This is a genomic window from Streptomyces sp. NPDC058576 (assembly GCF_042718715.1).
GTDB lineage: Bacteria > Actinomycetota > Actinomycetes > Streptomycetales > Streptomycetaceae > Streptomyces.
The window spans coordinates 1-23281 of record NZ_JBHXPF010000087.1 but is presented as its reverse complement, the minus strand read 5'-3'; the positions used below and the strand labels follow the sequence as shown (position 1 = coordinate 23281).

The following is a 23281-nucleotide window of genomic DNA, read 5'->3' as shown; positions in this document are numbered from 1 at the left end:
AGGCCCCGAAGTCCTCGAAACCACCCGCCGCGCCGACACCATCGTCCTCGACAAGACCGGCACCGTCACCACCGGCCGCATGACCCTCCAAACCACCCACACCACCCCCCACACCACCGAAGAAGAAGCCCTGCGCCTCGCCGGAGCACTGGAAAACGCCTCCGAACACCCCATCGCCCGAGCCATCGCCACCGCCGCCACCGACACCACCGGCCCCCTCCCCACCCCCGAGGACTTCCAGAACGTCCCCGGACTCGGCGTCCAGGGCATCGTCGACGGCCACGCCGTCCTCGTCGGACGCGAACAGCTTCTGGCCGAGTGGGAGATCCGCCTCCCCGACCGCCTCGCGGAGGCGAAGAAGGCGGCCGAGGCGGCCGGGCGCACCGCGATCGCCGTCGCCTGGGACGGTGAGGCACGCGCGGTGCTGGAGGTCGCCGACGCGGTGAAGGACACGAGCGCCGAGGCCGTCCGCCGGCTCCGCGCCCTCGGCCTGACCCCGATCCTCCTCACCGGTGACAACCGGGCCGTGGCGGAGTCCGTCGCGGCCGAGGTCGGCATCGACGAGGTCTACGCGGAGGTCATGCCGCAGGACAAGGTCGATGTGGTCAAGCGCCTTCAGGCCGAGGGCCGGGTCGTCGCGATGGTCGGGGACGGGGTCAACGACGCGGCGGCACTCGCCCAGGCCGACCTGGGTCTCGCGATGGGCACCGGCACCGACGCCGCCATCGAGGCAGGGGACCTGACCCTCGTCCGGGGCGACCTGAACGCCGCTGCCGACGCGATCCGCCTCTCCCGCCGCACCCTCTCCACCATCCGCACCAACCTCTTCTGGGCCTTCGCCTACAACGTCGGCGCCCTCCCGCTGGCCGCCGCCGGGCTCCTCAACCCGATGATCGCCGGAGCCGCGATGGCCTTCTCCTCCGTCTTCGTGGTCGGCAACTCCCTGCGGCTGCGCACCTTCAAGGGAGCGTGAGGCCGCTGTCCGGGCCCGGGGGAACCCTTACGGTTCCGCCGGGCTCAGGCGCGTACGAAGCGCAGCCGGGTTCCCGGCACGGCCTGCGCCGCCGCGGCGAGGGACGGCTCGGGGACGACGCCGACGACCGGGTAACCGCCGGTCGTCGGATGGTCGTTGAGGAAGACGACGGGCCGGCCGTCCGGCGGCACCTGGATCGCGCCCAGCACCATGCCCTCGCTGGGCAGTTCCTCCGTACGGGACCGCTCCAGCGCCGGGCCCTGTGTGCGCAGGCCGATGCGGTTGCTCTGCGGCGAGACCCGGTAGGCGGCGGTGAGGAGCGTACGGAGCGCGGCCTCGGTGAACCAGTCGTGGCGGGGCCCGGGATGGACCGGGAGCACCAGTTCGGCGGGGGCGCCCGGCCAGGGGACGGGACCGGCGGGCGGCGGCGGACCGCACTCCGCCGGATCGCCCAGCGGGAGGGTTCCGCCGTCGCTCAGCGGGGCGGGCCCGAGCCCGGAGAGGAGGTCCGCCGAACGGCTGCCCAGCACCGGGTCCGGCACCAGCCCGCCCGCGAACGCCAGGTAGCTCCGGAGTCCGGTCCCGGCGGCGCCCGCGTCCAGTACCGCGCCCGCGGGCACCCGTACCGGCTCGCCCCACGCCACCGGTCGCCCGTCGACCGTCACCGGGCAGCCCGCCCCGCCGACGACGGCCACGACCGGCCGGTCCGGGCGGACCGCACACCCGGTGAGGGTGGTCTCCAGGACGGCGGCGTCCGGCGGGTTGCCCACGAGCCGGTTGGCCAGCCGGGCGGCGGCCCCGTCCAGCGCCCCGGCCCGCCCGACCCCGAGGTGCGCCCAGCCGGGGCGGCCCGCGTCCTGCACGGTGGTCAGCGCCCCGGCCCGGACGACGTGGAGACGGGAGACGGCGGTCGGCGTCATGCTCCCTCCCGGGGGTCCTGGGGCGTGACCGACCGGGGGGCGTTCGCCCGGGGAGCGGGCAGCGCGGCCGCTCCCCCCGCCGCCACCGCCACGAACCTGACCGGCGTCCCCGGGGCGAGCAGCGCCGCCGGCTCCCGGGCCGGGTCCCACAGGGCCCCCGGGTCCGGCATCCGCCCGACGATCTGCCAGCCGCCGGGCGAGGGGCGCGGGTACACCCCCGTGTAGGGCCCGGCAAGGGCCACCGCCCCGGCGGGCACGCGGGTACGCGGGGTCGCGCGCCGGGGCACGTGCAACCGCTCGGGCAGCCCGGTGAGATAGCCGAACCCGGGGGCGAACCCGCAGAACGCCACCCGGAACGCGGTACGGAAGTGCAGGGCGGCCACTTCCCCGGCCCCGACGCCCCAGAGCGCCGCCACCTCGCCCAGGTCGGGGCCGTCGTAGACGACGGGGATCTCCACCGGCTCGCGGCCCTCGCGGCGCGGCGGCTCCACCCGCCACGCGGCCAGCTCCCGGGCGAACCGGTCCCGGGCCCCGGGCGTGCGCTCCGCGATCCCGTCGAGCAGGACGGTACGGGCGGCCGGGACGATCTCGCGTACGGCGGGGAGTTCACCGCGCTCGCGACGGCGCACCAGTTCCGCGTGGAAGGCCTCGGCGTGCTCGCCGCCGGTCAGCTCGACGAGCAGCGCGTGCGGCCCGACGGGCAGGACGCGTACGTCCCCCGGGAACACGGCAGCCTCCCCCGAGCCGCCTGTCCCGCCCGGACCCTCTGTACCTCCCGCACCGCCTAGGCGGTCCGTGCCTCCCGAACCGCCCGGGCCGCCCGTACCGCCCGGGCCGCCCGAACCTCCCGCCCCGCCCAGGCGGTCTGTACCTCCCGAACCTCCCGGACCGCCCGCGCCTTCCGTACCTCCCGCACCGCCCAGGCCGCCTCGGCCTCCCGGGCCGCCTGTGCCTCCCCAACCTCCCGCACCGCCCGGGCCTCCCGTGCCTCGCGTACCTCCCGTGCCGCCCGAACCTCCCGCACCGCCCGGGCCGCCCGCACTTCCCCCACCTCCCGCACCGCCCGGGCCATTCACACGAACGCCCGTACCGCGACGCCCGCTTCCTCCAGCGCGGCCCGCACCCGGCGGGCGAGGGCCGCCGCGCCCGGGGTGTCCCCGTGGACGCAGAGCGAGCGCGCCGAGACGGGTATCCGGCCGCCGTCCGCCCCGGTCACCGCGCGCTCGACGGCCATGCCGACGCTCCGGCGTACGACGTCGTCCGGGTCGTGCACCACCGCGCCCGGCTCACCGCGCGGGACGAGGGTGCCCTCCGGGGTGTACGCGCGGTCGGCGAAGGCCTCCTCGACGGCGGGCAGTCCGGCATCGGCGGCGTGGGCCAGCAGCCGGGATCCGGGCAGCCCGAGCACGGCCAGGTCTCCGCCCGCGAGCCGGACGCCCGCGACGACGGCGGCGGCCTGGTCGTCGTCCCAGACGGCCCGGTTGTAGAGCGCGCCGTGCGGTTTGACGTAACCGACAGTGGATCCGGCGGCCTCCGCGAAGACCCGCAACGCGCCTATCTGGTAAGCGATCTCGGCGGTCAGCTCGGCGGCCGGCACGTCCATCGACCGGCGCCCGAACCCGGCCAGGTCCCGGTAGGAGACCTGCGCCCCGATCCGTACCCCACCGGCCGCCGCCGCATCGCAGACCCGCCGCATCACAGAGGCGTCGCCCGCGTGGAAGCCGCAGGCCACGTTGGCGCTCGTGACGCAGGCGAGGAGCGCGTCGTCGTCGGTCAGGGTCCAGGCGCCGAAGCCCTCGCCGAGGTCGGCGTTGAGATCCATCATCATCACGGGCGCACGGTAATGACCGTGGGGCGGGGCGACAAGGGCCGGTCCGCGGGGTGGAAGGCCCCTGGCCGTACGCCGTGGACCGGCCACGCACGTCCTAGAGTCGTCCCATGACGGACCACAGCCCCCACCCGCCCCAGGGTGCCGACGCCGGCGCCGCGCTGCGCGGCCGTTGGCACGACACGCTGCTGGCCGCGCGCGCCGGGGCGGACGGCCCCGACCCCCTGCCGTACGCGGAGAACCTCCTCGCCCGCTGGGCCGAGCCGCAGCGCCGCTACCACACGACGGCCCACCTGACCGCCGTCCTGGACGGCGTCGACGCCCTGGCCGAGCACGCCGACGACGTGCACGCGGTACGCCTCGCCGCCTGGTTCCACGACGCGGTGTACCGGCCCGACCGGAGCGAGAACGAGGAGCGCAGCGCCGCCCTCGCCGAGCGCGCGCTGCCCGAGGCGGGGGTGCCGGAGCCGGTGGTGGCGGAGGTCGCCCGGCTGGTCCGGCTCACCGTCACGCACGACCCGGTGGACGGCGACCGCAACGGCGAGGTGCTGTGCGACGCCGACCTCGCGATCCTGGCGGGCGGCCCGCGGGAGTACGGGACGTACGCGGCCCGGGTCCGGGAGGAGTACGGCTTCGTGCCGGACGAGGCGTTCCGGGAGGGCCGGGCGGCCGTGCTGCGGCAACTCCTCGGCCTGCCGCGGCTGTTCCGTACCCCGCACGGTGCGGCGGAGTGGGAGGCGCGGGCCCGGCACAACCTGGCGACGGAGCTGGAGCTGCTGACCTCGTCAGGCACCGGCACCGGCACCGGCACCGGCACCGGCTGACCGCGCGGGGAGCCGGGCCGACCGGCTGCGAGGACGTGCTCGCGACCGGTCCTCGCCGACCGGCAGTTGTTCCCGTTCGTTCACGGTGTCGTCCGCCGTCGCCGAGCGGCAGCGGCGCGCCGCGGACTGTTCCGGCCTCCGCGTTCCCCGGCGCCGGGAATGCGGAAGCGTTCCCCGGCGTTGGGACGAGTCATGCCCGACTCTCCCTCCCGCCGCGCACCCATGCCGCTGGCCGTATACATTCTCGGCCTCTCGGTCTTCGCACTCGGCACCAGCGAGTTCATGCTGTCGGGCCTGCTCCCGCCGATCGCCGACGACATGAACGTGTCGATCCCGCAGGCCGGACTCCTCATATCCGCGTTCGCGATCGGCATGGTGGTCGGCGCCCCGCTGCTGGCCGTCGCCACGCTGCGGCTGCCGCGCCGCACCACGCTGATCGCGCTGATCTCGGTGTTCGGCCTCGGCCAGATCGCCGGTGCGCTGGCTCCGACGTACGAGATCCTCTTCGTCTCCCGGGTGGTGAGCGCGCTCGCCTGTGCGGGCTTCTGGGCGGTCGGCGCGGCCGTGGCCATCGCGATGGTCCCGGTGAACCAGCGGGCGCGGGCGATGGCCGTGATGATCGGCGGTCTGTCCGTCGCCAACGTGCTGGGCGTGCCGCTGGGGGCCTTCCTCGGCGAGCACCTCGGCTGGCGTTCGGCGTTCTGGGCGGTGGGCGCGGCCTCGGCGGTGGCCCTGGTCGGGGTCGCCACCCGTATCCCGCACATCCCGCTGCCGGAGAAGAAGCCCGAGCTGAGGCGGGAGCTGGCGATCTACCGGGACCGGCAGGTCTGGCTGGCCATCGTGATCACCGCGCTCGCGGCGGGCGGGGTGTTCTGCGCGTTCAGCTACCTGGCGCCGCTGCTGACGGACGTGGCGGGCCTCGACTCGTCCTGGGTGCCGTGGATCCTCGGCCTGTTCGGAGTGGGCGCGCTGATCGGCACGATGATCGGCGGCCGGGTCGCGGACGCGCACCTCTTCGGGGTGCTGCTGAGCGGCATCACGGCGTCCACGGTGTTCCTGGCGGCGCTGGCCCTGTTCGCCTCCAGCCAGATCGCGGTGATCGCACTGGCCTTCCTGCTGGGCCTGTCCGCCTTCTTCACGGCCCCCGCGCTGAACGCCCGGATGTTCAACGTGGCCGGGGCCGCCCCGACGCTGGCCGGGGCCACCACGACGGCCGCGTTCAACCTGGGCAACACGAGCGGCCCCTGGCTCGGCGGCACGGTGATCGACCTGGACTTCGGCTTCGCCTCCACGGCCTGGGCGGGCGCGGCGATGACGGCGCTGGCCCTGGCGGCGGTGGGTGTGGCGCTGCACCTCCAGCGCGGCGGCGGGAGCGGCCGGTCGCGCTCGCGGCTGATCGCGAAGAGCGCGGGACCCGGTACGGGGCGGCGCACGGCACCGACGGATTCCCTGCCGTCGACGGGCGCGTGACTCCGTAGCTCCGGGCCCACCGAGCCAGTTTCGGCCGCCGCCCGGCCGATTCCCGTCAGGTAGCCGAACACCAGCCGAAAAAGACGCTACCCACCAGTAGTGGGACGGCCACCCGCCCTTCATTATTGAGCGCGAGCATGACAACCCGTCGTCCGATCGCGGCGCACGGGCCATTGGCAGGTTCCCCACCCAGGAGTCCCCATGCATGCAGGCGCCACCATCCAGCGCACGGCCGCGACCCTGGCCGCGACGCTCGCCCTCGTCGCGGTCCCCGTCACCTCGGCCGACGCGACGGAGACGAAGGCCCCGGCCCGTACCGCCCCGGCGGCCGTCCCCGCGGCCTCCGCCTCCGCCCTCGCCGCGGATGTCGACTACGCCACCTGGCGCCGGGACGTCTCAGCGGTCGTCGCCGAGGCACGCCCCTGGATCGAGGCCCGGACGGAGAGCGGCGGCAGCGAGAAGCGGGCGATCGTCCTCGACATCGACAACACCGCGCTGGAGACGCACTTCCACCCGTTCTGGGAGCTGCCCACCCCCGCCGTCGGGGACGTCCGCGAGCTGGCCCGTTACGCCGACTCGCGCGGCGTGGCCGTCTTCTTCGTCACGGCCCGGCCGGGCATCATCCACTCCCTCACGGACTGGAACCTGAAGAAGGCCGGCTACCCGGTCGACGGACTGCACGTACGCAGCCTGCCCGACCTCTTCGAGGAGGTCAGCGCCTACAAGACCGAGCAGCGGGCCGCGATCGAGGCGAAGGGCTACACGATCATCGCCAACATCGGGAACAACACCACCGACCTGGTCGGCGGCCACGCCGAACGCGGCTTCAAGCTCCCGGACTACGACGGCGCGCTCTCCTAGTCCGCACGGGGGGCGGCACCGGCGCGGCCCGCCCGACCGGACACGGCCGGGCGCTACCCCGGCGCCGGCCGCCCCTTCGGCCTCCGCAGTCCCGCGTCCGTGAGGCGCCGGACCAGCTCCTTCGAGCCGACTTCCCGCGCCCCGGCCCGCACCGCGTCCGCGTAGTGCGCTTCCGGCACGTCGTAGTGGTCGCGCTCGAAGGCGCGGGGCGGGCAGCCGATCGCCGCGGCGAAGACGTGCAGCTCCTCGAACGAGACATCGCTGACCAGGTGCGACCAGAGGCGGCCGTGCCCGGGCCAGGTGGGCGGGTCGATGTAGAGCGTCACCGCCGCAGCACCTCGCCCAGCGCCCCCACCGGGGCCACCGCCACGGCCGCCTTGGTGCAGACCCAGTGCGGGTCGGGCCCGAGCTCCGGCTCCACGTCCAGGGCGTGCGGCTCGTCCTCCGGCGAGCACGCGGGGCACAGCGGCCACCGCCCGTACCGCTCCAGCAGCGCGTCCTGGACGTCCTGGGCGACCAGCCCGGCCACGAACTCCACGCCCTCGGGCCACTGCTCCACCCACCAGCGCCGGTGCGTCACCGCGTCCTCGACCAGCGAGACGATGTCCGCCTCGGCGACGTCGGCCGCCGCCAGGTCGGCCATGACGAGCGCGCGGGCGGTGTGCAGGGCCTGCTCCAGGGGGTTCAACTCCATGCCCCCATTGTGCGCCCGCGCGGGAGAGGCCCCTTCGGAGGTCCCGCCAGAGGTAGGGACCAAAGAGGGGTTGACGGACCTCAGGGTTGAAAATATCTTTCAGATGTGACCAGTGACGTGAAGGAAATTTTCAGCGGCGGCTCCCCGCCGGCCCCCGCGGCCCTCGCCGCCAAGGTCCGGACCCTCGCGCCGTCCATGACCCGCTCCATGCAGCTGGTCGCCGAAGCCGTGGCGGGCGACCCGGCCGGCTGCGCCGCCCTCACCGTCACCGGTCTCGCCGAGCGCACCGGCACCAGTGAAGCCACCGTCGTCCGCACCGCACGGCTCCTCGGCTACCCCGGCTACCGCGACCTGCGCCTCGCGCTGGCCGGCCTCGCCGCGCACCAGGAGTCCGGCCGGGCCCCCGCCGTCACCGCCGACATCGCGGTGGACGACCCGATCGCCGACGTGGTCGCGAAGCTCGCCCACGACGAGCAGCAGACCCTCGCCGACACCGCCGCCGGGCTGGACACCGTACAGCTGGGGGCCGCCGTCGCCGCCGCCTCGACCGCCCGCCGCATCGACGTCTACGGCGTCGGAGCCTCCTCCCTGGTCGGCCAGGACCTGGCGCAGAAGCTGCTGCGGATCGGCCTCATCGCCCACGCCCACATGGACCCGCACCTCGCCGTGACCAACGCCGTGCAGTTGCGCAGCGGCGACGTGGCCATCGCGATCACGCACTCCGGCTCCACCGGTGACGTCATCGAGCCGCTGCGGGTCGCCTTCGACCGCGGGGCGACGACGATCGCGATCACCGGGCGGCCCGACGGGCCCGTATCGCAGTACGCGGACCATGTGCTGACCACGTCCACCGCGCGCGAGAGCGAGCTGCGCCCCGCCGCCATGTCGAGCCGCACCAGCCAGCTGCTCGTCGTGGACTGCCTGTTCATAGGCGTCGCGCAACGGACCTACGAGACGGCCGCGCCCGCACTGGCCGCCTCCTACGAGGCCCTCGCCCACCGCCACACCCCGCGCACCCGCTGACCGCCCGACCCCGCCCGTACGCGTGACAGACCGAGCACCCCGAGAAAGCTGAGCCGCACCCCATGACCTCCACCACCGACGCCAACCCCGACACCCCCGGCGCCGCCGACACCTCCGGCGCCGCCGGTACCTACGGCGAGCTCCGCGCCCAGCTGGCCACCCTCACCACCGAGGCGTTCCGCCCCGAGCTGGCCGAGATCGACCGGCTGTCCACGCAGGAGATCGCCCGGATCATGAACGGCGAGGACGCCACCGTCCCGGCCGCCGTCGCCGAGCGGCTGCCGCAGATCGCCGCCGCCATCGACGCCACCGCCGAGCGCATGGCCCGCGGCGGCCGGCTGATCTACGCGGGCGCGGGCACGGCGGGCCGCCTCGGGGTGCTGGACGCCAGCGAGTGCCCGCCCACCTTCAACACCGACCCGTCCGAGGTCATCGGCCTGATCGCGGGCGGCCCGTCCGCCATGGTCACGGCCGTCGAGGGCGCGGAGGACAGCAAGGAGCTGGCCGCCGCGGACCTGGACGCGCTGAAGCTGAGCGCCGACGACACGGTGGTCGGCATCTCCGCCTCCGGCCGCACGCCGTACGCGATCGGCGCGGTCGAGCACGCCCGCGCCCAAGGCGCCCTGACCATCGGGCTCTCCTGCAACGCCGGCTCCGCGCTCGGCGCCGCCGCCGAACACGGCCTGGAGGTCGTCGTCGGCCCCGAGCTGCTCACCGGCTCGACCCGGCTGAAGGCGGGGACGGCCCAGAAGCTGGTCCTCAACATGATCTCGACGATCACGATGATCCGGCTCGGCAAGACGTACGGGAATCTCATGGTCGACGTGCGCGCTTCCAACGAGAAGCTGCGCGCCCGTTCCCGGCACATCGTCTCCCTGGCCACCGGCGCGCCCGACACCGCGATCGAGGCCGCCCTCGCCGCCACCGACGGCGAGGTCAAGAACGCGATCCTGGTCATCCTCGGCCAGGTCGACGGCCCCACCGCCGCCCGGCTCCTGACCGAGTCCGACGGCCACCTGCGCGCCGCCCTCGCGGCCGTACGCACCACCTGACCCACCCGGGTACCCCAACCCCACCCCCCGCACAGCAAGGCACCGAGCACCATGGCCACAGAAGACAAGAACCGCGCCACCGCCGCCGCGATCCTGCCGCTCGTCGGCGGTGCCGCGAACGTCGCCTCCATCGCCCACTGCATGACCCGGCTCCGCCTCGGGCTGCACGACCGGTCCCTCGTCGACGACGAGGCGCTGAAGGCCCTGCCCGCCGTGATGGGCGTCGTCGAGGACGACACGTACCAGATCGTGCTGGGTCCGGGCACGGTCGCCCGGGTCACCCCGGAGTTCGAGCAGCTGGTCGAGGAGGGCCGCGAGGCCGCCCCGGCACCGGCGCCGGATGACGCCCCCGCCGTCTCGGCCGAGGAGCTGGCGGCCCAGGGCGCGGCGATCAGGGCGGAGCGGAAGGCGAAGAACGCCACCCCGTTCAAGCTCTTCCTGCGCAAGATCGCCAACATCTTCGTGCCGCTGATCCCGGCGCTCATCGGCTGCGGGATCATCGCGGGCCTCAACGGCCTGCTGGTGAACCTGGAGTGGCTGCCCGCCGTGACGCCCGCGCTGGCGGCGATGGCGTCGGGCTTCATGGCGCTGATCGCGGTGTTCGTGGGCTACAACACGGCGAAGGAGTTCGGCGGTACGCCGATCCTGGGCGGTGCGGTGGCGGCGATCATCGTCTTCCCGGGCGTCGCGAACATCGACGCCTTCGGCCAGACGCTCTCGCCCGGCCAGGGCGGTGTACTCGGCGCGCTGGGCGCGGCGGTGCTGGCGGTGTACGTGGAGAAGTGGTGCCGGCGCTGGGTGCCGGAGGCTCTGGACGTCCTGGTCACCCCGACCCTGACGGTGCTGATCTCCGGCCTGGTGACGATCTTCGGCCTGATGTACGTGGCGGGCGAGGTGTCCTCCGCGATCGGTACGTTCGCCGACTGGCTGCTCTCCAACGGCGGCGCGGGCGCGGGCTTCGTGCTGGGCGGCCTGTTCCTCCCCCTCGTCATGCTGGGCCTGCACCAGGCGCTGATCCCGATCCACACGACGCTCATCGAGCAGCAGGGCTACACGGTCCTGCTCCCGATCCTGGCGATGGCCGGGGCGGGCCAGGTAGGCGCGGCGATGGCCGTCTACTTCCGCCTCCCCCGCAACGAGTCGATCCGCCGCACCATCAAGTCCGCGCTCCCGGCGGGCCTGCTGGGCGTGGGCGAACCCCTGATCTACGGCGTCTCGCTCCCCCTCGGCCGCCCCTTCGTCACGGCGTGCGTCGGCGGCGCGTTCGGCGCCGGCTTCGTCGGCCTGTTCAACCAGCTCGGCGACACGGTCGGCTCGACGGCCATCGGCCCGTCCGGCTGGGCCCTGTTCCCGCTCCTGGACGGCAACCACGGCCTGGGCTCGACGATCGCGATCTACGCGGGCGGCCTGCTCGTCGGCTATGTCGCCGGGTTCGTCGCGACGTACTTCTTCGGCTTCGGCAAGGACCTGCTGGCCGAGTTCAACGTCTCCCAGGAACCGGCCCCGTCCACGGTCGCCGCCACCGGCGGCACGCAGACCCGTCCCACGACGCCCCCCGGCGCACCGGACTCCACGGACGGCCCCGGCTCCTCTCCGTCCAAGGCTCCGGCCGGAGTCTGACCACCGGACACCGACCACCGGGAACCGACCGGCGAGCACCTGCGCGCGGGCCTTCCCACCACGGCTCCGGCCGCCACACACGCGGCGGCCGGAGCCGTCGTCGCAGGTGCGGGAAACTACTACGCCTCGGGAGCCCGAACCGGCGAAACGCTGCATCGGGCCCTCCACGACGCTGCAGACGCGGCGGACAAATGCCGCGACACCACCTCACGGCTCGCGGCGGAGGCCGCCAAGGCGACCGTCAAGGACCTGACGGTGGACATCGACTTCGGCGAACTGACCTGACTCGGGGCCACCATGGCCTCCGGCGAGATCATCGCCACCTTCGCCAGTCACATGGACAAGGCGGGCGCGGATGCCGCCGTGGAGACCTGCCATGCCGCGTTCCACGAGGCCGCCAAGACCGTGAGAGGTCTCGAAGCCGAGCTGACGGAGGCCTTGATGAGCGCTCCGAGGTTCGCAGCGGAGGAAGCACGCGCCCGGGCGTTCGGCGCCCGGGCCCTCGACGAGTTCAAGCCGCGCCACCGCTGGTCGCGACCGGGCAACGCGGACCTCGGCATCTACGAGATGGACCTGGCGTCGACGGAATGGCACGGACAGCCCAAGGTTGCCAGAGCATCCGCCTTCAAGGACATCGACTCGGCGCAGCGGATGACGCAGTACACCATCGACGCGAACCAGAAAACCATCAAGGAGCGGATCGAACGCTAATGTCGAGGCGATTTTCGGCATTCGGCCCTGTGAAGAAGAAGGAAGAGGAATGACCAGAAGCGACGACAGGGGCGGCGTACGGCGGCAGGAGATGATGGACCACTTCGGCCTGGAAGGCGCGCGTATCCTCCTGGCGCCCTTCTCCTCCACCGGCATCCCGACAGACGCCGACGAGTGGCAAAGACGCCTCGGGCCGACCCTCCGTGCCCTCTCGTACGCGCAGCACGGCGGCGGAAGGACTTTCTACGAGATCGCCTCCCAACTGCTCACCGCTGCGGAGACCTTCGCCGCGGACCCCGGGTCTCCGGCGCTCAGGGAGATCCCCGCCGCCGCTCCGTCCGACCGAACACCCGAGATCTATCGCAAGATCTCCTCGTACATTCTGGACTGGCGCTCTCTTCCGATCGAGGAAAAGTACCAGCGCCGGGCTTGGACAGCTCGGGAGATCTCGCTCAGATTTCCGCGATTCAGCCAGTTCCTGCCTATTTACTTCGGGCAGGACGGAGTGGCGATCTCCGACGACATGCAGTCCGCGAGCATCGAGGAGAGCATCGCCCTTATTATCGAAGAGACGCACCCTCTGTGCATGTGGAAACTTCCTGGACTGGCCGCTGAGAGCTACGAGGCGTTGGCACTGTTCCAGAATGACGAGGACGCGATGGACCGGTTTTTCTCCCAGGTGTTCAGCGGAGGATCGGGCGACGCCGACTTCACGGAGTTCTTCCCTCTCCTCGCACGGTCGATCATCGACCACCTCGCCTCTGCCCATCCGCCCGTGTGGCCGAAGGGGAAGTGACGCACACCGTGCGAACCCGCGGCGCGACGTACACCGACCGCGAAGCAGCCCAGTGGGCCACACAGCAGGTGGTCACCGCCAACGAGCAGACCATCCACCATTGGCTGGCCCAGTCCACCCGGCAACGCCTCACCATCGAATCGAGTGGCTTGAGGGACACGGATGCCTCTAGAGATAGATCGGTGCGGTGGAGTGGACGACGAATCCGTGCGGACGCGTGGGCTCGCGCCTGAGGACGACCCGTGCGGCGACCGTGGTCCATCGCCACCGCCGAGTTCCAGCTCCGCGAGTACGCGCGGAATCCCCCGGGCCGACTGCGGCTCCGCCTCGGCGAGTTCTATCCGGTGCCGGACGTGGGACTGCCGGACGAGCGGATCCAGGACTGGCTCCTGATGCTCGCGGACCGCCTCAAGGAGAGCATCGAGACCGGCCAGGCACCGCCGCCCGCGCCTCCGCAGACCCACTGGGAGTGGCGGGCCCGCTTTCCGGAGCTCGCGCAGTTGCTCGGTGGCTGGTACGCGCAGGACATGCCGGACGAGTTCGAGGACCACGCGACCGCGCTCCAGGACTATCTGGACAGCACGGATCCGGGGCTGGTGGCCCAGCTCGCCGGAGAGCTTCATGATCTGCTCGCGTTGCCCGTCGAGGAGCCGGACTACGCCGTCGGGCTGGCCGAACTCGGCCTGGAGGTCGAACCTCCGGCACCGCTCAGCACCGTCGGGTGGCTGGTCGAACTCGCTCGCGCGATCGACCGCAGCTGACGCCGCGCACACCGGCCCCCGTCGCGCGGACTACGCCCTAGGTACGGCCTCGCACGGGACCACCGGCCGATCCGTCACGGCGGCTCCGCCGCCTAGCGTCGTCGGCATGCGTATAGGACTGCTCGGCACCGGAAATGTCGCCCGCGCCCTGGCCCATGGCTGGCGCGCCGCAGGACACGACGTCCTTCTCGGATCGCGTGACCCGAAGGAACGGACCGGCCTCGGCCTGCCCGTCGCGGGCCTCGACGAGACGGCCGCACACGCGGAGGTCCTGGTCAACGCCACCCCCGGCGGCGTCTCCGTGGACCTGCTCCGCTCCATCGGGGCGCCCGCCCTGGCCGGCACCCTGCTGATCGACGTCGGGGTCGGCCTCTCCGACGACTTCAGCGCCCTCACCCACCCCAACAGCAGCCTGGGCGAACTGATCCAGGAGGCCTTCCCCCTGACGCCCGTCGTCAAGACGCTCTGCACGATGGACTCCACCACGATGACCGCGCCGGCCGAACTCACCGAGCCCGGCACGGTGTTCCTCTCCGGCGACGACGCCGAGGCCAAGCGCACCACCGGTCGGCTGCTCACCGACCTGGGCTGGCCCGCGTCCTCCCAGCTCGACATCGGCGGCATCACCACCGCGCGCGGCCAGGAACACTTCGCGTTCCTCTTCATGGGGATCGCGGGCGGGGTGGGGTCCCACACCTTCAACATCAAGGTGGTCACCCGCCCGTAGGCGGAGACGCTCTAGACGGCGGGTCCCGGGAACTCCCCCGTCATCAGCTGTACGTCGAACGGGGACGGCACGGCCAGCGGCTTGCCGAACGGCACCGCGTCCGTGTGCTTGTACGTGCCGTCCTCGTTCGGTTCCGTGAACAGCGTGGCCATCGGCCCCCGGGTGTCGAACCGGTCGATCAGCAGATACATCGGGACTCCCGCGCGGGCATACGCGCGGTACTTCTTGGTGCGGTCCTCCCGCGCGTTCCCCCGCGACGTGATCTCGACGACGAGCAACGCCTCCGAGGCGTCCATCGGATCGCTGGTCTCCGGATCGGCCGCCGCGATGAGCTCGGTCGGCATGACCACCAGATCGGGGACGTACAGCTTGCCGAGCGGGGCCACGTGGACGCCCAGCGTCTGGTAAATACCCAGTCCGTCGGGCAAACCCCTGTAGAGGCGGCGCTGCACCACCTCGGCGATGCCGTTGTGGTGCGCGTGCGGCGGTGGTACCAAGACGATCCGCCCCTCGTCGATCTCGGCGCGCCATCCCTCGGGCACGTCCAGTTCACGCCATGTCTGCAGCAGGTAGTCCCACGCGCGCCCGTCCGATGCCTGGCCGTTCTCGACGAATGCTGCGGTCATCGCGGGTCCCTTCTTCCGTGGCCTTGCCGAGAAGGCTAGATCGGGGGTTTCACGGCTGTCCGCCGCTTTCTCCCAGCGTCCCACGAACGAGTGGCCGCGCGCAGGCGACGCACGCCTCCCGCCCGGTACGCCGCGATCCGGACCTTCTCAGGCCCTCCCGTCGCCCTCGTCCCCGCCCACGCCGTCCCGGCCGAGGATCGCCCGGGGCATGGTGTGGGTGATCTCGTCGCCCAGCCGCTCGAACTCGCGCCGCAGGAAGGGATCGGCGAGCCGGGCGACGCCCTTGAAGCGGATGTGGGCGTGGTACGTGATCCGGGTCCCGCCCTCGCCGTCGGCCTGGAACGTGAGGTCGTCCGTGGACTCGGCCGTCTTGTTCGTCCCGACGAAGACCAGCCGGTCGCGCTCCTTCACCTCCAGCCGGTAGGTGAGCTCCGTGCGCCGGCCCCGGAACTCGGAGACGTTGTGCCAGGTCGCCCCCGCGGTGACCGGGGCGTCGCCGGGCTGGTCGGTCCGTTCGCACTCCTGCGTGCCGGGGTCCCACTCCGTCGCCCGGGAGAAGTCCGCGAGATACGCCACGACCCGGTCGAGCGGCCTCGCGACGGTGAACGAGCGCCTGACGTCAACCATGAATGATCCCCTTGTCCGATCGGAAGAGAATGCACGGATGCCCTCCCCGTACAGGGAAAGCGTAAACGGGAACGGGGTTTCCGGTTCGGCTCCCCTTCCGCGCTTCCCGAGGTTTCCCGGGGATTCTCGTCTGCCCCGATCCCGCTTCCCGTACCGGTCGACGGACCAGGTGTAGCCCCAGGTTCCCCGGGCAGACGAGGGTCAGCGGAATATCGATGACGAAAAGATGATCCGCCGCAGAAACGAGCTGAATCGACCTTCGCGAAAGGAGCCACAATGAGCGACTCCCTGTGGGGCTACCAGCCGTCGAGCGGTCATACCGCAGGCGCCGATCTGACCGGCTATTCGGTCGAGGCGACCGACGGCAGCATCGGAAAGGTCGACAAGCACTCCGAAGAGGTGGGCTCGGCCTATCTGCTGGTCGACACCGGAGTCTGGATCTTCGGCAAGCACGTGCTGCTGCCCGCGGGCACGGTGAAGCGCATCGACGCCGAGGACCGGAAGGTCCACGTCGACCTCACCAAGGAACAGGTCAAGGACTCCCCGGAGTTCGACCGCCACCTGCAGACCGAGGACCCGGTCTACCACCAGCAGCTCTCCGCGTACTACCTGGCCTACCGCGTCATGTGAGCCGGCGTACGCCCCAGAACGGCGGCGGGCCCGACCCCGAGGAGGGGCCGGCCCCGCCGCCTCACGTGTGAGCGCGGCCGGGAAGCCCTCAGACCACCAGGTCCGACCAGAAGGGCACCCGGTCACCGGCCGCCGGCTCCGGCCACCCCTCCCCCGCGTCCCGGTCCGCGAACTCCCGCTCCACCCAGTCCCGCAGGTCACGCCCGTAGTGGATGGTGTCGGCGCCGACGACGGAAAGCACGGGGCGCCCGTACGCCGCCCCCGCCATCCGCGGCGCCAGGTACCGGTGCGAGTGGAGCGGGACCAGCTTCGGCACGGAAGCGAGTGCGGCCCGCGCCGCCGCGACGGCCTCCGCCGGGTCCGCCGGGCGCGGCCCCCAGCGGCCGCCGGACAGCCACCAGCCGTTCTCCACCGAGAACAGCAGCCCCTGGACCGGCCACTCCAACCGCTCCCGGATCAGGGCCGGGTCGCCGTCCCGCCAGTCGGTCCACGGGTTTCGCGGGGACTCGCCCTCCTCCGGCGGCGCGGCCCGGTCCACCGGCAGCCCGGCCGCCAGGAAGCCCCGGTGGTCGTCGGCGAAGACGATGCCGTACTCCGCCTCGATCCGCTCGAACTCCGCATCGCCCAGGCCGGGCCCCAGCTCGCACACGCCCAGCTCCGCCAGACGGCGCGCCGCCCGTTCTCCCGCCCGAGCCCCGGCCCGCACTCCCTCGTCATCGGTCATCGGGGCAGCGTAGCGACCACCCCCCGCCCGGCCTCAACGCGGCAGCTGACCCTCCCTGTTGATCTCCGTCACCCGGGCCCGCAGCACCACGCCCGGCGACGCCGGCCGCACCGCGTCCCGCGGGCAGTCCCACTCCGGCCCGCCGCCGGGCGGACGCAGCCGCACGTCCGGCCCCGACCGGCCCGTCACCCGGCCGACCCGCCCGTCCCGCGCGTCCACGGCGAACGCGCCCTCCTCGGGCGTACCCGGCTCACGTCCCTCACCCGTCATGACCGCTCTCCTTCTCCGCCAGCACCTCGCACAGCCGCAACGCGGTGTCGATGTTGCAGCGGCCCAGGTCGACCAGGGGCGCCGGCTCGTCGCCCGCGCACGAAACCGGATCGACGCGCAGGGACGGCAGCTTCACTCCGCACTCCGCGAGCCCTTCCCGCAGCTGCTCCACGGCGTCCTCCGCCGTCCGTACGCGGTCCGCCGCCGCCCTGCGCCGCTCCATCGCTTCCATGCCGCACCTTCCACTCTGAGTGATGGCCATGCATACCCAGCGTGTCCAACGCGCAGTTGGCCCGGAAGAGGCGCGGTTCCGGCAAACCTCGCCGGCACGGCCGCGGCTCACCCCGCCGTGGCCCGGCCACCCGCGAGGCCACCGGACCACTGCTTGGAAGCGCTCTCAGAACGGTCGGCGCCCGGCGCTAGGCTGTAGGCGAGCCGGCGGCCCGCGTTTCGCCGCCCCGTCGACGAGGAGCGACCGCCTTGACCGAGCAGTCCCCCGGGTCCCGGCCCACCCTGGAAGCCGTCGCGGCACGCGCGGGGGTGTCGCGGGCCACCGCCTCGCGGGTCGTCAACGGGGGCGACGGAGTCCGCAAGCCGCTCGTGGACAAGGTGCTCAAGGCCGTCGACGAGCTGGGCTACATCCCGAACCACGCGGCGCGGACCCTCGTCACGCGGCGCACCGGCGCGGTGGCCGTCGTCATAGCCGAGCCGGAGACGCGGTTCTTCTCGGACCCCTTCTTCTCCCAGCAGATCCGGGGCATCAGCAAGGAGCTGACCGCCCACGACACCCAGCTCGTCCTGCTGCTGGTGGAGGGCCCCGGGGACTTCGACCGGATCGCCCGGTATCTCTCCGGCGGGCACGTCGACGGGGCGCTCGCGTTCTCGCTGCACACCGATGACCCGGTGCCCGCGATCACCCGGCGGGCGGGCATCCCGGCGGTGTACGGCGGGCGGCCCAGCTGGACCGCCGACCCGGGCGACCAGGCCGTTCCGTACGTCGACGCGGACAACCGGGGCGGGGCCCGGCTGGCCGTGCAATATCTGAAGAACCTCGGGCGGGAGCGCATCGCGCACATCGGCGGCCCCGCCGACCAGACCTCGGCGATGGACCGGCTGGACGGTTACCGGGACGTCCTGCTGGACCTGGACCCGACGCTCGTCGCCGACGGGGCGTTCACCGTGGAGAGCGGGGCCCGCGCGATGGCGGAGCTGCTGGAGCGGCGGCCCGACCTGGACGCGGTGTTCGTCGCCAACGACCTGATGGCCTCGGGCGCGCTGCGGGTCCTGCGCGAGCGGGGGATCTCCGTGCCGGAGCAGGTGGCGCTGGTGGGGTTCGACGACATGGACTCGGTGGCCTCGGAGACCGATCCGCCGCTGACGACCGTCAGCCAGGAGATCGAGGGGCAGGGGCGGCTGATGGCCCGGTTGCTGCTGCGCGCCCTGGAGCGGGAGCGTACGGGCAGCGGCGAGGTGCCGGAGTCGGTGATCACCCCGACCACGCTGGTACGGCGGGCCTCCGCCTGAGGAGCCGGAGACCCGCCGCGTCTGTGTCACCTGTACCGATCGCCGGCCGGTACAGGTCGCCGTCCACCGGTCATCGACCGGCAGCGGTCACTGGTACGGAATCCTCAGCACGGCCGCGTCCGTGCCGGTCTGCACCTGGGACGTGCCGTTGCCGAGCGCGTTCCAGATCTCCAGCCGGACCGTGCCGTTCTTCAGCTCGCCCAGGCTGCCGGTGGTCGCCTGCGCGCCGACCGCCTGCGTGTACTCCTCCCACCCGTTGACCGGGTCGGTGGCGAAGTAGCGGAACGTCTCGGTGCGGTCGAAGCTGCCGTCGCCGGTCAGGTCGTAGCTGACCCGGACCTGCGGGGCGAGCCCGACCTTCGTGCCCGCGTCCACCCGGAGGCGGAACGCGGTGGCGGCCCCGGCGGTGACCTTGCCGTTGACCTTCTTCACCTCGTAGACGGTCGGGCGGTACGGGGTGCCGTCCCGGTTGACGCCGTCGGCCGAGGCGATGGTGTCGGCGCCCGCCGGGTCGGTGGTGGCGGTGGTGAGGGCGCCGCCGGCCTTGAGCCGGAAGGTGTTGCCGGTAGAGGGGTTGCCCGGGTCCGGGTCGGGGTCCGGGTCGCTGCCGCCGGGACCCGTGCTGGTGGCCGTGGAGCGGGCCGGTACGGACAGGGTCTTGCCGTCGGAGAAGGTGACGGTGCGGGCGGTGGAGCCGTGGTTGTGGGCGGTGTAGGTGCGGGTGCCGTTCTTGGAGAAGACGGCGGAGGTCGGGATGTCGCCGCTGACCGTCATGTCCGGCGCGCCCACCGCCGCGAGGGTGTTGATCCAGTGGTAGGTGTGCGCCTTGGACTCCCCCTGCTCGGGGGTGTAGTTCCCGTTGACCCCGTCCCACTTGGCCTTCGCGGAAGCCGGGTCGGACAGTGACTCGAACTCCCAGAGCAGGTCGCGCCACTCCTGGGCGGGCCCGCCGTTCTCGCGCTCCATCTCGGCGATGTTCCGCTTGATGGCGGCCTTCTCGCGGGCCAGGTGCAGCGAACCACCGGTCACCGGGAGGACGTTGATGCCGTGGATCTCCTCCGGGTTCGCGGTCCACCAGGTGGCGTACGCGCCGCCGCTGCCCCACACCATGCCGACCGTGTCGTGGCCGAAGGAGCCGGGGAAGACCTGCTCGTTCGCGTCGAACCAGTACTGGGTGATGGCCTCGGACTCGGTCGTCAGCAGGTAACTGCCGAGGTCACGCAGGGAGTTGTCCCCGGTGGCCGAGCCGAGGAGCACCAGGGCGGCGCTCAGGTTGATGGACTCCGAGGAGGACTCCTGGTTGTTGCCCGCCGCGAAGCCCTGGTGGCCGGAGGCCCAGCTGTGGCCCGCGTACACGTCGAAGCCGCGCAGGAAGGGGTAGGCGGAGTCGGTGCGGCTGGCGTTGGCGGTGTCCCGGATCAGGTGCTTGATCATCGTGCCCCAGGCCGAGTCGGCGACCCAGGCCTGGTCGTACTGGGCGATGATCGCCGCCGCGTAGACGTAGTAGCTGTAGTGGAAGTGGTGGTCGTTGAGCTCGGTGTCGCTGCCGTACGAGGCCGGGTAGCCGGTGAGGGTCTTCCAGTCCTTGTCGTAGCTGAACTCACTGGCCCCGCCCGCCGTGAACCAGTCCTGGAGCCGGCCCTTCATCAGGCCGAGGAGCTTGTCGCGGGTGGCGGTCTGCCCGATCTGGTCGGCGACGGGGACCAGCTGGGCGAGGCGGCCGAGCGCCTTGCCGGTCCAGTAGGTGTCGGTGGCCCCGGAGAACGGGTCGGAGGCGTTCGCGACCTCGTTGAGGTAGCCGGTCAGCCGGGCTTTGTCGACGCCGCTGGAGGCGGGCAGCGCGGGCACGACGCCGTTGTTCTTCTGGCTGGTGGTGAAGGTGGCGGACTCGCGCACCTTCATCGTGCCGCGCGGCGAGACGTACGTGTACGGGGTCAGCGCGTCCGAGGTGTGCAGCCACTGGTGCCGGTAGAGGGCCTGGAGCGTGCCGCGCTGCGTGCCTTCCTTGGCCTCGGTGGTCAGGCTGTAGGTCGCCCGGACGTTGCCGCCGGTGGTCTGCCAGGCCACCTGGGAGCCGGTGACGAAGCTGAAGGCGTACGTGCGGTAGGTGGCGAGCGCGTCCGTGGAGGGCAGCACGGCGAGCGAGAAGTAGTCCTTGGAGCCGAGGCCGGCGGTGATCGTGGAACCGGAGACGTTCCAGTCGCTGCCGGTCGGGGCGAAGAGGGCGTAGTGGTGCCCGGCGACGGTGATGCCGAGGACGTTGCCCTGGTCGGAGAAGACGGTGGGCGCGGAGGCCGTGGTGATGCGGGCGTCGCCGCCGGAACCCTTGGCGTACACGAAGGGCATGCCGTGGCCGATGGTGGCCCGGAAGGTGCGGGAGCCGTCGGCCCAGTAGGGCGTGACCGTCCAGTCGGACCAGGCGTCGGCCTTGGTGTCGGGCGAGTTCAGGCCGGAGAGGCCGACGGTGAGGTCCGCCTTGTGGGCGTACTCGTACTGGCGGCCGTCGCCGACGATCGCGGGCGTGGTCGGATAGCCGACCTCCAGGCCGGAGGCCTTGGCCTGGTAGGTGAGCGGGTGGCCGTACATGGGGGTGCTGTGCGGGTTGTCGCCGTAGCGCTGGAAGGCGAGCGAGGACCACCAGTCGTTGGTCGGGACCGGCTTGTCCCGCGCGGCGGTGGTGAGCTTCGGGGTGACGGGCGCGCCGGTGTTGGTGGTCGGGCCCTGGGTGCCGGCGGGGCGGGAGTCGGTGTAGCTGCCGGCGCCGGCGGGGATGGTGGCGGCGGCAGCCGGGGAAGCGGCGGGTCCCAGGCCCACGGCGGCCACGGCGACGGCGAGGAGCGCCGCCGCCGCGGGTCTGGGAGTGACCCGGGAAACGAGTCCGGAGAGGGAGGTTCGCACGAGCAGCACCTCGATCATGGGGGGCGAAGAGCGCGTTCGAGAGCGCTCTCAAGTGCCAAGGAACGTAAAACTCCTGAAACGTAAGTGTCAAGAGAACGCACACAGGCGGCAGTTGGGCGGACGTCCGGTGTAACCCCAAGCTGTTATGCGTTCGAGTCTTGACGGGGAGGGGGTGGTGGGGGACGCTCCAGACGCAGGTTTTGAGAGCGCTCTCAAGGCGCTCGGTTCATCCCGAAGCCAAGGGAGGCTTCCCATGCCCATCGCCCGAGCCGCCAAGAGAGCCACCGCCCGCCTCGGCGCGGTCGTCCTCGCCGGGGCCCTCCTCGCCGCCTGTGGATCCAGCGACTCGTCGGACTCCTCCGACAGCGCGGGCGGAAAGGTCACGCTCAACGTCGACCTCTTCGGGTCCTTCGGCTTCAAGGAGGCCGGCCTGTACGAGGAGTACCAGAAGCTCAACCCGAACATCACGATCAAGCAGAGCGACACCCAGGACGAGGCGGACTACTGGAAGTCGCTCCAGACCCGCCTCGCGGGCGGCGGCGGTCTGGCGGACGTGCAGGGCGTGGAGGTGGGCCGCATCGCGTCGGTCACCCAGCAGCAGTCCGACAAGTTCCAGGACCTGAAGGAGTTCGGGGCCGACAAGCTCAAGGGCGAGTTCGCCGAGGCCAAGTGGTCGGCGGCGACCACCGAGGACGGCAAGATCCTCGGCCTCGGCACGGACGTCGGCCCCGAGGCGATGTGCTACCGCACCGACCTCTTCAAGCAGGCCGGACTGCCCACGGACCGCGAGGAGCTGGCTTCGAGGTGGGCGACGTGGGACGGCTACCTGGAGCTGGGCAAGGAGTACAAGAAGAAGGCCCCCGCCAAGAGCGCCTGGCTGGACAGCGTCGGCTCGCTCTACGGGATCATGATCGGCCAGGAGGAGGAGCGCTACTACGACGCCTCCGGCGAGCTGATCTACGACAAGAACCCGGCGGTCAAGGAGGCCTGGGACACCTCCGTCGAGGCGGCCGAGGCGGGCCTGAGCGCCAAGCTCGACCAGTGGTCCCCGCAGTGGAACCAGGCGTTCGCCGCCGGTTCGTTCGCGACGATCCCCTGCCCGGCCTGGATGCTCGGCTACGTCAAGGGCCAGGCCGGCGACGCGGGCAAGGGCAAGTGGGACATCGCCAAGCTGCCCGGCGGCGCGGGCAACTGGGGCGGCTCGTACCTCTCCATCCCGCGTGCGGCCAAGCACAAGGAGGAGGCGTACAAGCTGATCGAGTGGCTGACCGCCCCCGAGCAGCAGGCTAAGGTCTTCCAGAAGCAGGGCAACTTCCCGTCCTCGACGGGCGCCATCGAGACGATCTCGGGCGCCGAGGACGAGTACTTCTCGGGCGCGCCGATCGGCCAGATCTTCGGTGACGCGGCCAAGGAGGCTCCGGTCCAGGTGCTGGGCGTGCACGACCAGAACGTGATGCAGCAGATCACGAACGCGCTGGGCGAGGTCGAGCGCAAGGGCGTGGCGTCGGACAAGGCGTGGGGGACGGCGAAGAAGGGCGTGGACAACGTGATCGGCTGACGCCGGCCCGCGCTGTCCCTCTTCCCCGGGGCGACCTGATCGGCTGACGCCGGACGCCGCCCCTTCTCCCCACCGGGCCGGGGCGCCCCCCCCCCGCCCGGGGGGGCCGGCCCCCCCCCCCCAAACCCAGGCCCGCGGGGCGGGCCCCCCCGGGGCCCGAGGCC

24 protein-coding genes and 1 pseudogene are annotated in these 23281 nt (G+C 72.4%); 14 read left to right on the top strand and 11 right to left on the bottom strand.

The features are described from left to right. Positions 1–973, top strand: a 973-nt coding sequence (locus tag ACFWRV_RS34025) for an HAD-IC family P-type ATPase (protein WP_384339774.1), incomplete at its 5' end; no start/stop codon positions are given. A gap of 44 nt (positions 974–1017) precedes the next feature. On the opposite strand, the gene ACFWRV_RS34020 is transcribed toward ACFWRV_RS34025, so the two are convergent. The 3 genes from ACFWRV_RS34020 to ACFWRV_RS34010 form a co-directional block, all read right to left on the bottom strand. Beyond that, a complete protein-coding gene (locus ACFWRV_RS34020) occupies positions 1018–1893 on the bottom strand; it encodes a biotin-dependent carboxyltransferase family protein (protein WP_384339773.1) in 876 nt (291 codons plus the stop codon). Then, positions 1890–2621, bottom strand: a complete 732-nt coding sequence (locus ACFWRV_RS34015; RefSeq protein WP_384339772.1) for an allophanate hydrolase subunit 1 — start codon at positions 2619–2621, stop codon at positions 1890–1892. The genes ACFWRV_RS34020 and ACFWRV_RS34015 overlap by 4 nt, the downstream gene beginning before the upstream one ends. Positions 2622–2965: 344 nt before the next feature. Continuing rightward, positions 2966–3715 carry a LamB/YcsF family protein gene (locus ACFWRV_RS34010; RefSeq protein ID WP_384339777.1) on the bottom strand — a complete coding sequence of 250 codons (750 nt, stop codon included), beginning with the start codon at positions 3713–3715 and terminating at the stop codon, positions 2966–2968. 116 nt (positions 3716–3831) lie between these two features. Here ACFWRV_RS34010 and ACFWRV_RS34005 point away from each other — a divergent pair, with 116 nt between their 5' ends. The 3 genes from ACFWRV_RS34005 to ACFWRV_RS33995 all read left to right on the top strand — a co-directional run bounded on the left by ACFWRV_RS34005 (position 3832) and on the right by ACFWRV_RS33995 (position 6876). After that, positions 3832–4545: a hypothetical protein gene (locus ACFWRV_RS34005; RefSeq protein WP_384339771.1), complete on the top strand. Its 714-nt coding sequence runs from the start codon at positions 3832–3834 to the stop codon at positions 4543–4545. A 222-nt stretch (positions 4546–4767) separates the two neighbouring features. Continuing rightward, positions 4768–6015 (top strand): Cmx/CmrA family chloramphenicol efflux MFS transporter, encoded by a 1248-nt coding sequence (locus ACFWRV_RS34000; protein ID WP_384339776.1) that lies wholly within the window; start codon positions 4768–4770, stop codon positions 6013–6015. A 201-nt stretch (positions 6016–6216) separates the two neighbouring features. Then, the gene (locus tag ACFWRV_RS33995; RefSeq protein ID WP_384339770.1) at positions 6217–6876 is read left to right on the top strand and encodes an HAD family acid phosphatase; all 660 of its coding nucleotides are present in this window, start codon (positions 6217–6219) and stop codon (positions 6874–6876) included. Between the two features lie 53 nt (positions 6877–6929). Here ACFWRV_RS33995 and ACFWRV_RS33990 read toward each other — a convergent pair whose 3' ends face one another. After that, entirely contained in the window at positions 6930–7202 is a 273-nt protein-coding gene (locus tag ACFWRV_RS33990) for a DUF4031 domain-containing protein (protein WP_384339769.1), read from the bottom strand. Continuing rightward, positions 7199–7570, bottom strand: a complete 372-nt coding sequence (locus ACFWRV_RS33985) for a hypothetical protein (protein ID WP_384339768.1) — start codon at positions 7568–7570, stop codon at positions 7199–7201. The genes ACFWRV_RS33990 and ACFWRV_RS33985 overlap by 4 nt, the downstream gene beginning before the upstream one ends. Positions 7571–7675: 105 nt before the next feature. On the opposite strand from ACFWRV_RS33985, the gene ACFWRV_RS33980 reads away from it, so the two are divergent. The 7 genes and pseudogenes from ACFWRV_RS33980 (at position 7676) to ACFWRV_RS33950 (ending at position 14260) form a co-directional block, all read left to right on the top strand. Next, positions 7676–8593, top strand: a complete 918-nt coding sequence (locus ACFWRV_RS33980) for a MurR/RpiR family transcriptional regulator (protein ID WP_384339767.1) — start codon at positions 7676–7678, stop codon at positions 8591–8593. Positions 8594–8655: 62 nt separating this feature from the next. Then, positions 8656–9645 carry an N-acetylmuramic acid 6-phosphate etherase gene (gene murQ, locus ACFWRV_RS33975; RefSeq protein WP_384339766.1) on the top strand — a complete coding sequence of 330 codons (990 nt, stop codon included), beginning with the start codon at positions 8656–8658 and terminating at the stop codon, positions 9643–9645. 51 nt (positions 9646–9696) lie between these two features. Then, positions 9697–11265 (top strand): PTS transporter subunit EIIC, encoded by a 1569-nt coding sequence (locus ACFWRV_RS33970; protein WP_384339765.1) that lies wholly within the window; start codon positions 9697–9699, stop codon positions 11263–11265. Between the two features lie 297 nt (positions 11266–11562). After that, positions 11563–11976, top strand: a complete 414-nt coding sequence (locus ACFWRV_RS33965) for a hypothetical protein (RefSeq protein WP_384339764.1) — start codon at positions 11563–11565, stop codon at positions 11974–11976. A 49-nt stretch (positions 11977–12025) separates the two neighbouring features. Continuing rightward, entirely contained in the window at positions 12026–12772 is a 747-nt protein-coding gene (locus ACFWRV_RS33960; protein WP_384339763.1) for a hypothetical protein, read from the top strand. Between the two features lie 248 nt (positions 12773–13020). Beyond that, a pseudogene (locus ACFWRV_RS33955) lies at positions 13021–13533 on the top strand (contact-dependent growth inhibition system immunity protein); the annotation flags it as partial. Positions 13534–13639: 106 nt separating this feature from the next. After that, positions 13640–14260: an NADPH-dependent F420 reductase gene (locus ACFWRV_RS33950; protein ID WP_384339762.1), complete on the top strand. Its 621-nt coding sequence runs from the start codon at positions 13640–13642 to the stop codon at positions 14258–14260. 11 nt (positions 14261–14271) lie between these two features. On the opposite strand, the gene ACFWRV_RS33945 is transcribed toward ACFWRV_RS33950, so the two are convergent. Together ACFWRV_RS33945 and ACFWRV_RS33940 are read right to left on the bottom strand one after the other, a co-directional pair. After that, positions 14272–14886, bottom strand: a complete 615-nt coding sequence (locus ACFWRV_RS33945) for a Uma2 family endonuclease (RefSeq protein ID WP_384339761.1) — start codon at positions 14884–14886, stop codon at positions 14272–14274. A gap of 147 nt (positions 14887–15033) precedes the next feature. Next, the gene (locus ACFWRV_RS33940; RefSeq protein ID WP_384339760.1) at positions 15034–15513 is read right to left on the bottom strand and encodes an SRPBCC family protein; all 480 of its coding nucleotides are present in this window, start codon (positions 15511–15513) and stop codon (positions 15034–15036) included. A gap of 276 nt (positions 15514–15789) precedes the next feature. Between ACFWRV_RS33940 and ACFWRV_RS33935 the strand changes: the two genes are divergently transcribed. Then, on the top strand, positions 15790–16143 hold the full coding sequence (locus tag ACFWRV_RS33935; protein WP_384339759.1) for a PRC-barrel domain-containing protein: 354 nt from the start codon (positions 15790–15792) through the stop codon (positions 16141–16143). Between the two features lie 88 nt (positions 16144–16231). On the opposite strand, the gene ACFWRV_RS33930 is transcribed toward ACFWRV_RS33935, so the two are convergent. Genes ACFWRV_RS33930 through ACFWRV_RS33920 form a run of 3 tightly spaced genes read right to left on the bottom strand, consistent with a single transcriptional unit; the run spans position 16232 to position 17369 of the window. Beyond that, the gene (locus tag ACFWRV_RS33930) at positions 16232–16867 is read right to left on the bottom strand and encodes a hypothetical protein (protein WP_384339758.1); all 636 of its coding nucleotides are present in this window, start codon (positions 16865–16867) and stop codon (positions 16232–16234) included. Positions 16868–16900: 33 nt separating this feature from the next. Further along, entirely contained in the window at positions 16901–17137 is a 237-nt protein-coding gene (locus ACFWRV_RS33925; RefSeq protein WP_384339757.1) for a hypothetical protein, read from the bottom strand. Continuing rightward, positions 17127–17369 (bottom strand): hypothetical protein, encoded by a 243-nt coding sequence (locus tag ACFWRV_RS33920; RefSeq protein WP_384339775.1) that lies wholly within the window; start codon positions 17367–17369, stop codon positions 17127–17129. Before ACFWRV_RS33920 ends, ACFWRV_RS33925 begins: the two co-directional genes overlap by 11 nt. Before the next feature lie 248 nt (positions 17370–17617). Here ACFWRV_RS33920 and ACFWRV_RS33915 point away from each other — a divergent pair, with 248 nt between their 5' ends. Next, complete coding sequence (locus ACFWRV_RS33915; protein ID WP_384339756.1) at positions 17618–18661, top strand: LacI family DNA-binding transcriptional regulator; 1044 nt, start codon at positions 17618–17620, stop codon at positions 18659–18661. A gap of 87 nt (positions 18662–18748) precedes the next feature. Here ACFWRV_RS33915 and ACFWRV_RS33910 read toward each other — a convergent pair whose 3' ends face one another. Further along, positions 18749–21577: a glycosyl hydrolase gene (locus ACFWRV_RS33910; protein ID WP_384339755.1), complete on the bottom strand. Its 2829-nt coding sequence runs from the start codon at positions 21575–21577 to the stop codon at positions 18749–18751. 235 nt (positions 21578–21812) lie between these two features. Between ACFWRV_RS33910 and ACFWRV_RS33905 the strand changes: the two genes are divergently transcribed. After that, positions 21813–23117, top strand: coding sequence for an ABC transporter substrate-binding protein (locus ACFWRV_RS33905; protein WP_384339754.1), 1305 nt, complete (start codon positions 21813–21815; stop codon positions 23115–23117). Positions 23118–23281: the final 164 nt, after the last annotated feature.